The sequence below is a fragment of the Methylocapsa acidiphila B2 genome, assembly GCF_000427445.1.
GTDB classification, from domain to species: Bacteria; Pseudomonadota; Alphaproteobacteria; order Rhizobiales; family Beijerinckiaceae; genus Methylocapsa; species Methylocapsa acidiphila.
Genome location: NZ_KE386496.1, coordinates 2,987,698 through 3,003,322, shown reverse-complemented (window position 1 = coordinate 3,003,322; position 15,625 = coordinate 2,987,698). Strand labels below are relative to the sequence as shown.

Sequence of the window (15,625 nt, the reverse complement as noted above, 5' to 3'; positions counted from 1 at the left end):
ATGGCGGCCTTTGAACAGATCATCTACGCTCAGCATGCTGATCAGCCTTCCTCGTGCCGCCCCTTAGCGGCAAATATGCCTCGCTTGCGCCGTTTGCACCAGAGCCCGCCAGATGACCGCGTTGATCTTGACCGGCACATTGTCCTTGGTGATCGCTTCCTGTTGCTCGACGGCGGTGGTCATGGTGCGCATGTCGATGGTCCACGCCCATTCGATCAGCGGAATCAGAAAATAGAGCCCCGGCCCCGCCGTGCGAACATATCTACCGAGGCGAAACACCACCGCCCTTTGATATTGATTGGCGGTGCGCAGGCTCAGCAGGACGAGGATAAGTAAGGCGATGGTCGCCGCGATTTGAACCTCGGTCATCCGGTCGATCTCCAGACTTCAAGCGCCGAGCGTTCAGGGCATGACCGGCGGCGCATAGGTCAGCGTATGGGCGAAGAGCCACAAGAGAAACAACACGATCGGCGCATGGGCCATGAGTTGCAATGCCGTGAACCCGACGATGTCGCGCGCCTTGAGCCCGAGCACGCCGAGCAATGGCAACATGAAGAACGGGTTGATGAGATTGGGCAGCGCCTCGGCGCAATTATAGATTTGCACCGCCCAGCCGAGATGAACCTTGAGATCATTCGCGGCCTGCATCACATAGGGCGCCTCGAGAATCCATTTGCCGCCGCCCGAGGGGATGAAAAAACCGAGCGCGGCGGAATAGAGTCCCATGACGATCGCGAAACTGTCCTTGTCGCTGATGTGGGTGAAAAATTCGGCCAGGAGCGCGGCGAGCGAAGCTCCGCCCGCCGCGACCGCGCTCGTCATGATGGCGGCGACCCCGCCGTAGAAAGGATATTGAATCAACATGCCGCCCGTGGTCGGGACCGCTTTCGCCGCGGCGTCGAGAAAGCCGCGCGGGCGCCAATGCAGCAACAGGCCCAACATCAACAGCGCGAAATTATACGTGTTGAGATTGGACAGAGTGACGAAAGGATTGCGGCCGGAAAACTCCTGGGCGAGCCAACCGACGCCGAGGATGGCGATCGCCAGGGTGAGGAGCGGGCTGTGCTCGATGAACTCGCCGGGGCGCTCGCGCCGGCGGGGCTGCGCGAATTTCGTCTTGACGTCGACGCCGAGATCTTCGGCGGTCGTCGCGCGGGATTCGGAAGGCGCGGACCAATAGGCGACGAAGGTGGAGACGAGGAGGAGCGCGAGGACGATCGCGCCGGATTGCCAGAGAAAGATCGTCTCGGTGAAGGGGATGACCCCGGTGATCTGAAGCAGCGGCTTCGGGATGCTGCCGGGATTCGCCTGCAATTGCGCCGCCGATGAGCTGAGCCCCAGGGCCCATGTGCCGCCGAGGCCCAGATAGCAAGCGGCGCCGGCGGCGCGATAATCCATCCGAAGCTCGGAGCGCCGGGCGATGGCGCGGGCGAGCAAGCCGCTGAAGATCAGGCTGATCGCCCAGCTCAACAGCGAGGCCAACATGGTGAGGGCGGCGATGAAGGCGACCGCGCCGCGTCCGCTGCGCGGCAGCAGGGCGATCTTCTCGATCAGCCGCGCCACGGGCGGCGAAACCGCAATGATGAAGCCGCTGATTGCGACCATGACCTGTTGCAAGGTGAAGGTCGTCAGGCTCCAGAATCCGTCGCCGAAAGCTTTGGATACGGCGAGCGGCGGCGCGCCGTTCAACATGGCGGCGATGGCGACGACGACGACGGCCACGCCAGCGAAAGCAAAAGCGTCAGGGAACCAGCGCTCCGACCAAGCGGCGAAACGCAGCGCAATCCGCGCCAGGAGTTTTTCCTCCCGCGCAGAGTCACAAGCATCGTCAGCCAAGCGCGCCTCCGCCGAGCGCCGCGTCACGGCGCCTTCTTCCACCATGTGTCGAGCGTGGCGCCCCCCGTCGGCGATCCTTCCCGCGGCAGCGCCTGAGGCCGCGCGAGCTTGGTCGAGGCGGCGATCCAGAGATCCGGCGCATGGAATAGCGGCACGATATAGAAGCCTGAGAGAAGCAGCCGATCATAGGCGCGCGCCGCCGCGACGAACTCCTCGCGCGTCTTTGCGGACAGAAGCGCGTTGATCATCGCGTCGACGGCGGGCGACCTCACTCCGGCGAGATTGAACGAGGCCTCCTGATCCGCGCTGGCCGAGCCCCAGCGCGAGCGCTGCTCATTGCCAGGCGAGGCCGAGGCGATCCAGGTCCCGATCATCATGTCGAAATCGAATTTCTGCCGCCGCCTCTGATATTGCACCTCATCGACGAGCCGGACTTTGACCGCGACTCCGATCCGAGCGAGGGAATCGGCGTAATTGAGCGCCAGCCGCTCCTGGTTGCGGTCCTTGACCATGATCTCGAAGGCGAGCGGCGCGCCGTCCTTGACGAGCTTTCCATTCTCGAGCCGGCAGCCTGCCTGCCGCAGAAGCTCGAGCGCGCGCTTGGGCTCCGCGCGGTCCTGCCCCGATCCATCCGTCGCCGCCGGGCGCCAACGACCTTCGAGTATGTCCTCACGCACGGCGCCGGGAAAAGGCGCGAGCAGCCGGCGTTCCTCCGGGCTCGCGGGCCGGCCCGTCGAGGCGAGCTCCGACTCGTCGAAAAAGCTCTTCGTCCGCGTGTAGAGCCCGTCATAAAGATTGGCGTTGATCCACTCGAAATCGAACACGAGCCCGAGCGCCTCGCGAATCCGCACGTCGGTGAAAAGCGGGCGGCGCAAATTGAAGACGAACCCCTCCATGCCCTTGGGGCCGCCGATGGGCAGGCTCTCGCGCATGACCCTATGGTCGCGCATGGCGGGAAAGTCATAGGACGCCGTCCAGCGATTGGGGTTCGTCTCCGTGCGAAATTCGAGAAGCCCAGCGCGGAAGGCTTCGAAAAGGGCGTTGGCGTCGCGGAAATATTCGATGTCGATCTCGTCGAAATTATAAAGTCCGCGCCGGATGGGTAGATCCTTCGCCCAATAATCCGGGTCTCGCCGCAACAGGAAATGTTCGCCGGGCTTCACGTCGACGATGCGATAGGGGCCGGAGCCGGTCGGGATCTCGAGGCTCGCGTCGTCGAATTTCGCCGGATCGATCTTGTGGCGCGGGAGCACCGGCATCAAGGCAAGGGTCAAGGGCAACTCGCGATCGCCGACGCCTGTGAGGTCGTAGCGGATCGTCAGCGGGTCTTGCGCCTCGATCGCTTTGACGAGCGAATAGGCCGCCCGCTGCTGCGGCCGCCCTCTCGACTTGAGAAGCTCGAAGGTGAACAAGACGTCGGCGGAGGTGATCGGCGTTCCGTCGGAGAAATGCGCGCGCGGATCGAGCCGGAAGACGACATAGGACCGCTCGGCGTCGGTCTCGATCGTTTGCGCGATCAATCCATAAAGCGTGAACGGTTCGTCGAGCGAGCGCGTCATTAAGGTCTCGAAAACATTGCCGTTGAGCCCTTGCGCCGTCGAGCCCGCCTTCAGGTTGAAAGGATTGAGGCTGTCGAACGTGCCTTGGAAGCCGATCGCCAAGCGTCCGCCTTTCGCAGCCTTCGGCTCGGCGTAAGGCAAATAGGCGAAGTCGGGCGGCAACGCCGGCGCGCCGTGCATGGCGATGGCCGTCGCCGGAGGCTCCGCCGCAGCCGGCGCGCAGCGAAAGAGCGCAAGCACGAGAAGGCATGAGGCGCCGAGGGCGGTCGAACGGAATCGAAACATCTGATGCGTCATCGCGGCAATTTAGACCAAGGACATGAGATTAGCATGGCTCCCGAAGCCGCCGCATTCGCGACGCCCGCGAACCCTCTGTCGCCCCAGCTCGCCGAGGCCCGCGATCCATGCCCCGAAAATAGTTGGCCGAAGCCGAAGCCAAAGCCGCCTGCGGGCTTGCAACCGAGGTGCAATATGCTTAACCCAAGCGCTAAAGTCGATTTTTTAACATTTGAAGGCCGCGCCGGTCGGCGTTTCTTGACGGCGAGCCATAATGTCGGCTTTGTCTCGCGCCGGCTGCTTCCAAAGCTGCAGGATCAAGAGGGCTTTCGCGGATCGGCTGGCGCTCTGCGTTAGAATGAATTTCTCGGTCGAATTTCCCGCAAGGCCGATCATTTGAAAGGAAATCTGATGCCGTTCTCGTTGAAACGCCTCGGTGCGGCTGGCCTGGCCGGCGTGTTCCTGCTGACGGGCGCGGAGGCGTTCGCGCAGGCGAAGAAGCCCGCGACCCCGCCGGCGGCCCAGCCTGCTCCAGCGCAGCCGGCGCAAAGCGCGCCGCCGCAGGCCCAAGGTCAGGGTCAGGCGCCGCAAGGTCCGATCAAGGTCGATTTGTCGCCGACCCAAAACGACTGGACCAAAGTCTGCGGCAAGGATCAAGGCTCGGGCAAGGAAATCTGCTACACGACCCGCGACTTCAGCGCGCAGGCCGATCAGCCGCCGGTCCTGGCGCTCGCGGTCTATGACGTCGCCGGCGATGATTCCCGCATCGTCCGTCTGCTCCTGCCTGTCGGCTTGATGTTGCGGCCTGGTTTCCGATTCGCCGTGGACAAGGGCGAGACGATCGAAGGCAATTTCGAAATCTGCTTCCCCAATGGCTGTTTCGCCGAGGCCAGGATCAAGGGACCGGCGCTCGCCGAGTTCAAGAAGGGCTCGACCCTGAATGTGGCCGTGAAGAATCAGGTCAATAATTTGGTCACGTTCGGCGTGCCGCTGACCGGTTTCGGCAAGGCCTTCGACGGTCCCGCCATCGATCCGAAAGTGCTCGAGGAGCAGCAAAAGAAATTGCAAGAGGAATTGCAGAAGCGCGCCGAAGACGAGCGCAAGCGGCTCGAGGCGGCCAAGTCCGGCGCGCAGCCCGCTCCTGCCACAGCGCCTGCAGCCCCCGCGCCGGCGAAGTAAGAGGGCCGGATCTTTGCTCCATCGGACGATCGCGCGACGGCGTCGCGCGATCGTCCGGAGTGGCATGACAAAAAGCGGACACAAGCGCTCCGCGCCGCGTCACCCATCCTTAAGACGGCGCCTCCGATTGAGCGGGTGCGCCGCCCTTCCTGAAAGCCGCGAGCCGAGGTCCCAACGACTCCCAGGCCCGCATATAGGCCTCGATCTGATCGAAGGCGCGACCATCCCAGGCGGCGATGTAGCTCTTGGCGTCCATGGGCGCGCGACGCAGCCGGCAGATCGCCCCTTCGGCCTCGAGCCCGGCATTGGTGGCAATGACCTCCCAATTCGGCATCGAGAGGCTCGACCAGCCTTGCCTGGCGCCGACAGCCGCGACCGTGGACAAAAGACAGGCCTGTCGAAGGGCCGCCGGAGGCTGCGGCCCGGATTCGACGCCGGCCGCCGCGCGCGCTTCGTCGAAAAGGCGGAAATAGGCGTAAATCGCGAACCAGGCGAAATACCAGGACGCGGTGAAAGCGCCATCGATCGGAAGCCTGTGGTCCTTCAGCAAGCCGGGCTCGAACTCGGCGAACGGATTTTCCCTATGGACCCGCGCGAAGACCTTCTGCGCGGCGAAGGAATCGGCGTCGAACTCGAGCGCCTGAAGCGCGACCGAACCGAGTTCCGCCGCGCCGGCGGGATGCATTTCCTGATGCGGCCCGGGGCCGACTTCCTGATGCAGAAACGCGACATGGCCGTTCCGAAGATGGCCGACCGCATGGATCAGGGCGAAATCCGTCGCGACGTCGAACATGGCGCGGGCCAGCCGCAAGCGAACGGGTTCGAATTCGCCGGTCGCCGAGACCTGGTTCCGGACGAAGAACAACTCCCCTTTGACCGGAGGCGCCGCGCTCTCTCCGAGCCGCTCCACGTCGTCGATCCACGGAAAAATCTCTCGGATCGTCATGACCGCGTTGAAGAAGCTCCACAAGGCCCTGACGGAGGCGGAATAGAGGCAGATTACGTCCTTCGCGCCGCGTTGAGCGAAGGCGTTGAACTCGCGATGCTCGGCAAAGCCGAATTCAACGGCGGCGGGATCGGCGTAGGCCTCGGAGAGTTCGACGAGCCGCGCCCGCGCCCGTTCGTCCAGGACCTGGAAGACATGCGCAAAACCGCCGGCCTTCGGCGGAGGCGGCTCGAAACGCGCAAGGCCCAGGCTCTTCAGGACCTCGTCGAGGCAATTTTCGGTGCTCGTCATCCCATGTCCATCTGATGTTTCATGCGCGGCGGCAAGACGGCCCGCCGCGCGCCGGGCGAAGTGCGCCCTCCATTCGGCGGACTTACGCCTTGCCCCTCAACTCCACCGCGAACTTGATGAGGGCGGAACTCGTCGAGATATGCAATTTCTGCTTCAGGCCCGAGACGATATTCGCCGCGGTCTTATATCCGATCGCCAAGGTGGTGGAGATTTCCGACAGGCTCTTGCCGTCGCCGAGCAGGGCGACGACCTGCCTTTCGCGCTCGCTCAACTCTCGCAAAGGGTCGGGCCTGGACTCGAAATTGGCTAAGGCCAGGTTTTGCGCCACTGAACGGCCGAGATAGACCGTTCCGGCCAAAACCGCGTCGAGAGCCTCCAGGATCGAGTCCGGGTGATCATTTTTGGTCACATAGCCGCGCGCCCCATTCGCGAGGGCTTTTGAGACGACGGCGGCGGCGCCGTGCATGCTGAAGATGACGACCCGGGCCTCCGCATTCTCCGCGATCAGCGGTTGGATGACGTCGAGGCCGCTGGCGTCGGGCAGCTCCAGATCGAGGACGACCGCATGGGGCGCGACGCGACGATTGGCGGCGAGGCCGGCCTCGGCGGACTCCGCCTCGACGACTTCGAGATCCGGCCGCCTGGCGAAAATGCGTAGGCAGCCGTCGCGCACGATCGGATGATCCTCGATCAATAAGATCCTGGTCGTTTCAGTCACCGCTCCCCCATGCGCCGAAGCCGGCGATGCTTTTCAACTCTTCGTCTCGATCCAACATCACGATCCGGATAACCCTCGGCCCTTCAATATGAAGCTCTTGATCGCGATGATTTCGGATCAAATCAATCCGAAATCGCGAGCAGGATCTCTTCGGGCGAAAGAAGAGGCGAAAAACGCCGTCCCTGCGCCGACGCCCGCCCGCGAAACGCAACCGCAATGTGGCGAACATGAGCGAGGCTGCCGCACGAGGGCGAGATCCGCGCGTCTGGCGACGCCTTGCCGCTTCGTCGCTTTTTGACGCGAGCGGCGCCGCCGCGCAATCGCTTCGGCTCAAGCGTTGAGACTTGACGCTTGCGAGGCCCATGGCCCATGTAGGCCGCGGCGGAGCGGCCTCGTCGACCCAGAGGCGGGTCATTCGATCGTTAAACATTTTGGATGAATGAAATGGCTCGGATCGTCGCCGGGTTGTGAAGTTCGCATGCGCATTTAGGGCGGTGGGCGAACTCGATCGGCCGCGGCGGTCTCACAGCCCGAGGCTTGTCCCGCCTGCGCCCGCCTTCGACAAACGAAGTCGATTTCATAAACCGCAACAAACGTCCGCCGCGCCCGGCGCCGACGAGGAAAAAAGTGGGAGCCCATGACCGACTCCGGCCAGATTAGTGGACCCAAATGGCGGCGCGTCGTCGTGAAATTATCCGGCGAGGCGCTGATGGGCGAGCTCAGCCACGGACTCGACGCGCCGACTTTGGGCCGCATAGCAGCGGATCTCGCCAATGCGGCGGCGCTCGGCGTCGAGGTCGCGGTCGTGGTCGGCGGCGGCAATTTCTTTCGCGGGATCGCCGGCGCCGATAAGGGCATCGAGCGCGCCCGAGCGGACTCGATCGGCATGCTCGCGACCGTCATGAATGCGCTCGCCCTCGAATACGCCATAGAAAAACAAGGCAAGTCGGCGCGCGCGCTTTCGGCGGTGCCCATGCCCTCGGTCTGCGAGCCCTACTCTCGGCAGGCCGCTCTGCACCATCTCGCAAAGCGGCGAATCGTCGTTCTCGCTGGCGGCACCGGCAACCCGTTCTTCACGACCGACACCGGCGCGGCTCTGCGCGGGGCGGAGCTCTCTTGCGATCTCATCATGAAAGCGACCCAGGTCGACGGCGTCTATTCAGCCGACCCGAAGCGCGATCCCACGGCGACGCGCTACGAAAAGCTCACCCATGACGAAGCCATAGCGAAAAATCTGGCGGTCATGGACACAGCCGCATTCGCGCTTGCGCGAGAGAACCGGATTCCGATAATTGTGTTCTCGATCCGTGAACAGGGCGCGATCTGCGCCGCCCTCGAAGGAAAAGGCAAGGCGACGTTCGTTTCGCCATGATTGGGCTTTTTCTAGAGTTGCTTCGCGCCGTCGCGATCTCGGCCGGAGGCCGGCGCTTTTACTGAGGCTTTCTTTCCTGACGCTTCGGCATGGCGGCGAACCGAATTCGTCTCTCGGGAACGATCTGCGCCGCGCCGGGTTCGGCTCGATCACGCTTCCGACTTAGCGAAGCGGCCGGCGTCGCAACTCGGTCTCTCGGCGGCCACCCGCTGCCGCATATGGTTTGATCATGATCGTTTTGAATTGATTTCGCCTGGAAATCATCATGATCTGAGTGTCCTCGTTCTCCGGGCGGCGCGGCGCCCGAACCGCATTCAAACCATGTCAGGGTTTTTAAGATGAGCGCAGAATTCGACATTTCAGACCTGAAACGGCGCATGCAGGGCGCGCTTGCGACCCTGAAGCACGAATTGGGCGGCCTGCGCACCGGCCGCGCCTCCGCGAGCCTGCTCGAGCCCGTCCATGTCGAGGCCTATGGCCAGTCGATGCCGCTCGTTCAGGTTGCGACGATCAGCGTGCCGGAGCCGCGCATGTTGTCGGTCCAGGTTTGGGACAAGGGCATGGTCAACGCCGTCGACAAGGCGATCCGCGATTCCAATCTCGGCCTGTCTCCGACCGTGGAAGGGCAGGTCTTGCGAATCCGAATTCCCGAGCTAAACGAGCAAAGGCGCAAGGAAATGGCCAAGGTCGCGCATAAATATGCCGAAGAGGCTCGTGTCGCCGTTCGCCATGTCCGCCGCGACGGGCTCGATACGCTGAAGAAACTACTCAAGGACAAGTCGATTAGCGAGGACGACGAAAAGCGCCACGAAGGCGAGGTCCAAAAGGTCACCGATCAACTGGTCGGCGAGATCGACCAGGCTCTCGCGACGAAAGAAAAAGAAATCATGCAGGTGTGAAACCGACCTGTCTGCTATAAGCAGGGCGACGGACGCGGCTCCTTGGGACGCGGTCTGCGGCGCGAGGATGTTTCACAGTTCATGCTCGATCAAGCCTCGTGTGTGAAATTGCATTTTTCTGTGTCGCATTTTTTCCTATGGCGAGCGCGGGCGGCGGCGAGTAGCGTCGGCGCTGCATCGCTTTTGGTCAGGCGCTCCGGCCTCCATTCCGCCGCGATACGCTCCGATTTCTCCACGTCTGACCGGTTCCGATCAGACGGCTTAAACGAGCCGAGAACCGTTCCAGGGGCGGGGACTATTGTTTGAATCTAGAGGCAGCCGAACGAGATGCCGCAATCGGCGGGGCGCCAGGACATGACGATGCCGAGCATAATCTCCGGCGAAAGGCCGTTCGAAGCGCCTAGCCATGCGACCTGCGTGCCGACCCATGTCGGAATCATCATGGACGGAAATGGCCGATGGGCCGCCAGACGCGGATTGCCCCGCATCGAAGGGCATCGGCGGGGCCTCGAAGCCTTGCGCGCGACGGTCCGGGCGGCGATTGATTTCGGGCTCGATTATCTAACGGTCTACAGCTTCTCCATGGAGAACTGGAACCGGCCGATCGAGGAAGTCGCCGATCTCATGGGCCTGCTTAAGCGGTTCATCCGCAATGATCTCAAAGCGCTCAACAAATCGGGCGTCAAGGTCAAGGTCATCGGCGGTCGCAACGATCTCAAGCCGGACATCCGGGCCCTGCTGGCCGAGGCAGAAGACCGGACGAGATCCAACACGCGCTTGACCTTGATCGTCGCCTTCAATTACGGCGGCAGGCAGGAAATCGTCGCCGCCGCGCGGGCGCTGGCGGAGGATGTCGCGGCGGGCCGGCTCGAGCCGTCTGCGATCGATGAAAATATGTTCGCTCAGCGGCTCGACACGGCGGGCGTGCCGGACCCAGACCTCATCATCCGGACCTCCGGCGAGCAAAGACTGTCGAACTTCCTCATGTGGCAAGCGGCTTATTCGGAATTCGTCTTCCTTCCGATACATTGGCCTGATTTCGACCGCCAAGCCTTCGAAACCGCGCTCGCCGAATTTTCCGCCCGCGAGCGGCGCTTCGGCAGGGTGACGGCGCAAGCGCAGAAGGTGAGATAGTCCATGACGACCATGCTGCTCCAGACGCGGGCATTTCGGGCATGAATGGCTCCATTGATTCGACGCAAGGGGCTGGCCCGGCTCCCGGCGCGCGGCGCTTGGCCGACCTGCTGCCGCGCGTCCTGTCGTCGGCCGTCTTGATCGCGGTTTCCGGCTCGTCGGTCTGGATCGGCGGCGAGGCTTTCGCGATCGCCTGGCTCGCCGCCGCCGCGGCCGTCTGCTACGAATGGCAGATGCTGATTGGAGCGGAGCGCCCCTACGCGCGCATCGCCCTCGCCGCGCCGACGCTGGTTATCGCGGCGAAATTCGCTAGCAAAGGCGGGCCTTTGACCGCTTGCGCCGTCATCGCCATTGGCGGGGCGCTTGCGGCGCTCGTCGCCGGCGCGGGGCGCCGGGGTTGGGCCTTCGCAGGCATCGCCTACGCCGGCGCCTTCATCCTCTCGGTCACCATCCTTTATGGCTCGCCGACATACGGGACGAGAGCGATGGTCTGGCTTTTCGCCGTGGTCTGGGGCACGGATGTTTTCGCTTATTTCGGCGGCCGGCTTATTGGCGGCCCCAAGGTCTGGCCGAAAGTCTCGCCGTCGAAAACTTGGGCGGGCACCATTATCGGAATCTCCGCCGGCGCCCTTCTCGGCGCCGCGATCGGCGCGAGCGGCCTCGGCAAACCGCTCCTCGCGCTGCCGATTTTTGCGCTGGGCCTCGCGACGGCGATCGTCTCGCAAGGCGGCGACGTGCTGGAATCCTCGGTCAAGCGCCGCTTCGGCGCCAAGGACTCGAGCCATTTGATCCCCGGCCATGGCGGCTTCATGGACCGACTCGACGGCTTCATCGCCGCCGCCACATTCGCGGCTCTGTTCGGCGTCCTGCGCGGCCACGCCTCGATCGCGGCCGGCCTGTTCGAATGGTTTTAGAGCATGCTCGGAAAAAGTCAGCTCGACTTTTTCGCTCCGAACATGCTCCAACTTATTGATTTAGAGCGCGCTTATGCCACCGCTCCCAAGTTGCTCATGTCGATCGAGAAGCGATAGCGCACGTCGCTGCGCAACATGCGCTCATAGGCCTCGTTGATCTTCTGGATCGGAATCACCTCGACGTCGCAGGCGATGCCGTGGTCGGCGCAAAAATCGAGCATTTCCTGCGTTTCGGCGATGCCGCCGATGAGCGACCCCGCGAAATTGCGGCGTTTGAAAATCAGGCTAAAGACCGGAACCGCGAGCGGCTTCTCCGGCGCGCCGACCTGGACCAGCGTCCCGTCGCGCTTCAAAAGACCGAGATATTGGCTAACGTCATGATCGGCCGCGACCGCGTCGAGAATGAAATCGAAGCTGTCGGCTTGCGCGGCCATTTGGCCTTCGTCCTTGGACAGAACCACCTCATGCGCGCCGAGCCTTTTCCCGTCAGCGATCTTGCTTGGCGACGTCGTGAAAAGAACTGTATGGGCGCCGAAGGCGCGGGCGAATTTGACGCCCATATGGCCAAGGCCGCCGAGCCCGACGACGCCAACCTTCTGCCCGGGGCCGACCTTCCAATGGCGCAGCGGCGAATAGGTGGTGATCCCGGCGCAGAGCAATGGCGCGGCGGCGGCCGGGTCGAGCTTGTCGGACACGCGCAGCACAAAGAATTCATCGACAACGATGACGTTGGAATAGCCGCCGAAGGTCGGCCCTCCTATCGTTTTGTCCTGGCCGTTATAAGTCGGGTTGAAGCCCTTCTCGCAATATTGCTCGAAGCCGGCGACGCAGGAGGCGCATGTGCGGCAGGAATCGACCATGCAACCGACGCCGACGCGATCGCCAACCTTGAAGCGCGCAACCGCAGCGCCGGTCTTGGTCACGCGGCCGATGATCTCATGGCCGGGTAGGCAAGGATAGATCGTGTTGCGCCATTCGTTGCGCGCCTGATGCAGATCCGAGTGGCAGACGCCACAAAACTCTATGTCGATTTGGACGTCGGTCGGGCCAGGGTCCCGCCGATTGAATGAAAAGGGCGCGAGCGGGTCCTTCGCGCTATTGGTCGCATAACCGGTGCATGTGAACATGGCTCTTCCCTCCAAGCGGAGACAGACGACAATCGAACGGCGAAAGTCGAACAAATTTTCCGTGAAACGCCGTGGCGGACTCACGACGACGGGTCAGCTCGCCCCTCCGCGTCGTAACGACCTTCGGCGCAGGCCAGAGCGAAGGCATATTGCTGCGCAATTTCATCGAGATGGTCGAACCGGCCCGAAGCGCCCGCATGTCCCGCGCCCATATTGGTCGATAGAAGAATGGGACCGCCGCCCGTCATGGTCGCGCGAAGCCGCGCAACCCATTTCAGCGGCTCCCAATAAGTGACGCGCGGATCGGCGAGTCCGCCGAGCGCGAGGATCGGCGGATAGCGCTGCGGCTTGATATTGTCATAGGGCGAATACGAGCGGATTGTCACGAAAGCCGCCGCGTCGGTGATCGGATCGCCCCATTCGAGCCATTCCGGCGGCGTCAGCGGCAAATCCCCATCGAGCATTGTGTTCAGGACGTCGACGAAGGGAACATCGGCGATCGCGCCGGCGAAAAGCTCGGGGGCGAGATTGACGACGGCGCCGATCAGCATGCCGCCGGCGCTCGCGCCTTCGGCGACGATGCGCCCGGGCTTCGTCAGGCCTTCGGCGATCAAATGCCGCGCCGCCGCGATGAAATCACTGAACGTATTGGGCTTGTTCGCGAGCTTGCCGTCCGTGTACCAGCGCCAGCCATTGTCGGAGCCGCCCCGGACATGGGCGATCGCATAGATGAAGCCGCGATCGACGAGGGAGAGGCGCTCCGCCTCGAACGAGGCCGGCGTCTGCGACCCATAGGCGCCGTAGCCATAGAGCAGGACCGGCGCGACCCCGTCCAGGCGCAGATCGGCCCGGTAAAGGATCGAGACCGGCACAAGCTCGCCATCCGCCGCCGGCGCGAAAAGCCGCCGCGTCACATAAAGCGCGGGATCGTGGCCGGAGGGGATTTCCTGTCGCTTGCGGAGGACTCGCGCGCCCGTATTGAGATCGTAATCATAGGTCTCCTCGGGAGTCGTCAGGGAAGAATAGATGAAGCGCAACGTTGGGATCGAATAATCGAGAAGCTCTTCGAGGCCGAGCGAATAGGCTTCTTCTCCGAAGGCGATCTTGTGCTCGGCGCCGCTGTCGAAATGGCGGATCACGATCTGCGGCAAGCCCGCCTCCCGCTCGAGCCGGACGAGGTGATCGGGAAAAAGCGCCGCCGTGACGATCATGCGGCCGGGCGCATACGGAATTTCATCGACCCAAAACGCCTTGCCGGGAGTCTCGAGCGGCGCGCTCACGATCTTGAAATCCTCGGCCCCGTCGGCATTCGTGCGCAGGAAAAGACGCGCGCCGCGATCCTCGATCCAATAGCGCAGACCTGGCGCGCGCGGCTCGACGAGGCGGGGTCGCGCATCGGGATCGCGCAGGTCGAGAAGGCGGCATTCGGAGGAATCGTGATCGCTGACGCTGATGATCGCAAAGGCCCCGGATTGGCTGCGCCTTATATAGATAAAAGTTCCCGGATCGCGCTCCTCGAAGATAAGGGCGTCTTTGGCCGGATCATCGCCGATCCTGTGCCGGAAGATCGCCGCGGGACGATGGTTCTCGTCGACCCGCACATAATAGAATCCAAGCGAATCCGTCATCCAGACGAAGCTTCCATTCGTCTCGACGATCGTCTCCGCCAAATCCTTCCCGGACGCAAGATCGCGCACGTCGATGGCATAGAGTTCCGATCCCATCTCGTCGACGCTCCAGGCGAGCCTGGCGTGATCGGGAGAGTGACGCACCTCGCCGAGATCGAAGAACTCCTTCCCTCGGGCCTGCGCATCGCCGTCGAGGAGAATTTCTTCCCTCTCGCCCATCGCCGAGACGCGGCAGAAGATCGGATGCTGGCCGCCGCGCCGATGACGCGAATAGTAAAGCCACGGCCCATCCCTAAGAGGAACATCGGCGTCGTCTTCCTTGATGCGCCCGCGCATCTCCTTGGCCAAAGTCTTGCGCACCCGCTCTTCGGGCGCGAGCACAGCCGCCGCGAAACGATTCTCGGCCTCGACGACGGCGCGAATCTCGGCGGGAAGCGCGTCCGGATCGCGCAGGACCTCGCGCCAATTTTCCGCTCGAAGCCAAGCATATTCGTCGCGTAGTTCGGCGCCCTGCACGATCCTTGCGGCCGGACGCGCTTCGATCGAGGGCGGCGACGCCGTTCGCCCCGAGGCCGCCCGCCCGGTCACAGCGCGCTTTCCGGAAGGTGAAAGCTTTGCTCGAAACAACGCCGCCTTGGATTTCCGACGCAGCGATTCCAGCAGCTTTTCTCTGTTTCGTTCTTTAACAAGGCCACACTGCGCTCGCTTATCGGCGGGCGCGACCGTAAGGGACGCCCGTCTTTCTGGAAGTGCTTTCGCGGCGGCAAGCTAGTCCAAAGGCCGCGAATGGCAAGCCGCTATCTCTTCTTCCACGCATGGAAAACCGAGGTCGGCGACCAAAGCCAACATCGCATAATCTGGTTCGTTTCGCTTGGATCACTCGACACGCCGGATAGATAACTTGCCGGCAACGGCGTCCCGACAGCCGACGATGCTCCCGCAGACGCCGAACCGTTTGCGCCATAGAGAGGGGGGATCTGTAACGGCGCCATTATCGGATCTGCATTCATTTATTGGAACCGGGCCCAATCAGCACTTTTTTCTTTAGCGCAATAAAGTGAGTTAAAAAGCTACTTGCAGATACGAAGTTTTCGCCTTAGAAACGAAAAATGTTCTTAAAAGACGATTCGGGTAGGTCGCCAAAGAGAACTTTTGTTTGGAAGGGTCTTGTCGCCAAATGCGGCAACTACGGTATCGCTATTTGACCACGGCCCCGCCTGCGATGCCTTACTACTCGGGATATTGAGCGCCATGAGCGAAACGTCGAGTTCTAACAATTACATAGAGCTGGCTGCAGACATAGTGTCCGCCTATGTCAGCAATAATTCCGTGCCTGCGAGCGATCTTCCGTCGCTGATCAACGAGGTTCATTCCGCTCTACTAAGGGTGACCACCGGGACGGTTCTTCCTCCCGTCGAAGTCCCCAAGCCCGCAGTGCCAGCAAAGAAATCCGTCACCAATGACTTTCTCGTTTGTCTCGAGGATGGACGGAAGTTCAAGTCCTTGAAGCGCCATTTGCGGACGCAATACAATATGTCGCCGGATGAATATCGCGAGAAATGGGGCCTCGCGCCCGATTATCCGATGGTTGCGCCGAATTACGCTAAGGCCCGCTCGAATCTGGCCAAGCAAATGGGACTCGGACAGCAACGGCGGCGGATGCGCTGAACCGAAAGCGCGCCGCCGCCTTTCGCTTTGCTTTGGCGCACGGCTCAAAGAGCGACGAGATCGTCGCCGAATCGCAAG

The 15,625-nt window shown here is 62.6% G+C and carries 13 protein-coding genes; 6 read left to right on the top strand and 7 right to left on the bottom strand.

Annotated elements, in window-relative coordinates; translation table 11 throughout:
* Window positions 1–63: 63 nt before the first annotated feature.
* Genes METAC_RS0116730 through METAC_RS0116720 form a run of 3 tightly spaced genes read right to left on the bottom strand, consistent with a single transcriptional unit; the run spans window position 64 to window position 3,680 of the window.
* A complete protein-coding gene (locus METAC_RS0116730; protein ID WP_026607920.1) occupies window positions 64–369 on the bottom strand; it encodes an SPFH domain-containing protein in 306 nt (101 codons plus the stop codon).
* 33 nt (window positions 370–402) lie between these two features.
* Complete coding sequence (locus tag METAC_RS0116725) at window positions 403–1,881, bottom strand: short-chain fatty acid transporter (RefSeq protein WP_084143714.1); 1,479 nt, start codon at window positions 1,879–1,881, stop codon at window positions 403–405.
* Window positions 1,860–3,680, bottom strand: a complete 1,821-nt coding sequence (locus tag METAC_RS0116720) for an extracellular solute-binding protein (RefSeq protein WP_036256705.1) — start codon at window positions 3,678–3,680, stop codon at window positions 1,860–1,862. The genes METAC_RS0116725 and METAC_RS0116720 overlap by 22 nt, the downstream gene beginning before the upstream one ends.
* A 402-nt stretch (window positions 3,681–4,082) precedes the next feature.
* Between METAC_RS0116720 and METAC_RS0116710 the strand changes: the two genes are divergently transcribed.
* The gene (locus METAC_RS0116710) at window positions 4,083–4,850 is read left to right on the top strand and encodes an invasion associated locus B family protein (protein WP_026607917.1); all 768 of its coding nucleotides are present in this window, start codon (window positions 4,083–4,085) and stop codon (window positions 4,848–4,850) included.
* A gap of 109 nt (window positions 4,851–4,959) precedes the next feature.
* On the opposite strand, the gene METAC_RS0116705 is transcribed toward METAC_RS0116710, so the two are convergent.
* Together METAC_RS0116705 and METAC_RS0116700 are read right to left on the bottom strand one after the other, a co-directional pair.
* Entirely contained in the window at window positions 4,960–6,087 is a 1,128-nt protein-coding gene (locus tag METAC_RS0116705; RefSeq protein ID WP_026607916.1) for a hypothetical protein, read from the bottom strand.
* Window positions 6,088–6,169: 82 nt separating this feature from the next.
* Entirely contained in the window at window positions 6,170–6,805 is a 636-nt protein-coding gene (locus METAC_RS0116700) for a response regulator transcription factor (protein ID WP_026607915.1), read from the bottom strand.
* 637 nt (window positions 6,806–7,442) lie between these two features.
* On the opposite strand from METAC_RS0116700, the gene pyrH reads away from it, so the two are divergent.
* From pyrH to METAC_RS0116665, 4 genes are all read left to right on the top strand, one after another.
* Entirely contained in the window at window positions 7,443–8,177 is a 735-nt protein-coding gene (pyrH, locus tag METAC_RS0116690) for a UMP kinase (protein ID WP_026607913.1), read from the top strand.
* 338 nt (window positions 8,178–8,515) lie between these two features.
* A complete protein-coding gene (frr, locus tag METAC_RS0116680; RefSeq protein ID WP_026607912.1) occupies window positions 8,516–9,076 on the top strand; it encodes a ribosome recycling factor in 561 nt (186 codons plus the stop codon).
* A gap of 360 nt (window positions 9,077–9,436) precedes the next feature.
* Entirely contained in the window at window positions 9,437–10,210 is a 774-nt protein-coding gene (locus tag METAC_RS24135; RefSeq protein WP_051335869.1) for an isoprenyl transferase, read from the top strand.
* Between the two features lie 41 nt (window positions 10,211–10,251).
* On the top strand, window positions 10,252–11,124 hold the full coding sequence (locus tag METAC_RS0116665; RefSeq protein ID WP_026607911.1) for a phosphatidate cytidylyltransferase: 873 nt from the start codon (window positions 10,252–10,254) through the stop codon (window positions 11,122–11,124).
* A gap of 71 nt (window positions 11,125–11,195) precedes the next feature.
* Here METAC_RS0116665 and METAC_RS0116660 read toward each other — a convergent pair whose 3' ends face one another.
* Together METAC_RS0116660 and METAC_RS24130 are read right to left on the bottom strand one after the other, a co-directional pair.
* A complete protein-coding gene (locus tag METAC_RS0116660; RefSeq protein ID WP_026607910.1) occupies window positions 11,196–12,251 on the bottom strand; it encodes an NAD(P)-dependent alcohol dehydrogenase in 1,056 nt (351 codons plus the stop codon).
* Window positions 12,252–12,331: 80 nt separating this feature from the next.
* Window positions 12,332–14,467 carry a S9 family peptidase gene (locus METAC_RS24130; RefSeq protein WP_036255683.1) on the bottom strand — a complete coding sequence of 712 codons (2,136 nt, stop codon included), beginning with the start codon at window positions 14,465–14,467 and terminating at the stop codon, window positions 12,332–12,334.
* Between the two features lie 663 nt (window positions 14,468–15,130).
* On the opposite strand from METAC_RS24130, the gene METAC_RS0116645 reads away from it, so the two are divergent.
* Window positions 15,131–15,547 carry a Ros/MucR family transcriptional regulator gene (locus tag METAC_RS0116645; RefSeq protein WP_026607909.1) on the top strand — a complete coding sequence of 139 codons (417 nt, stop codon included), beginning with the start codon at window positions 15,131–15,133 and terminating at the stop codon, window positions 15,545–15,547.
* Window positions 15,548–15,625 lie beyond the last annotated feature (78 nt).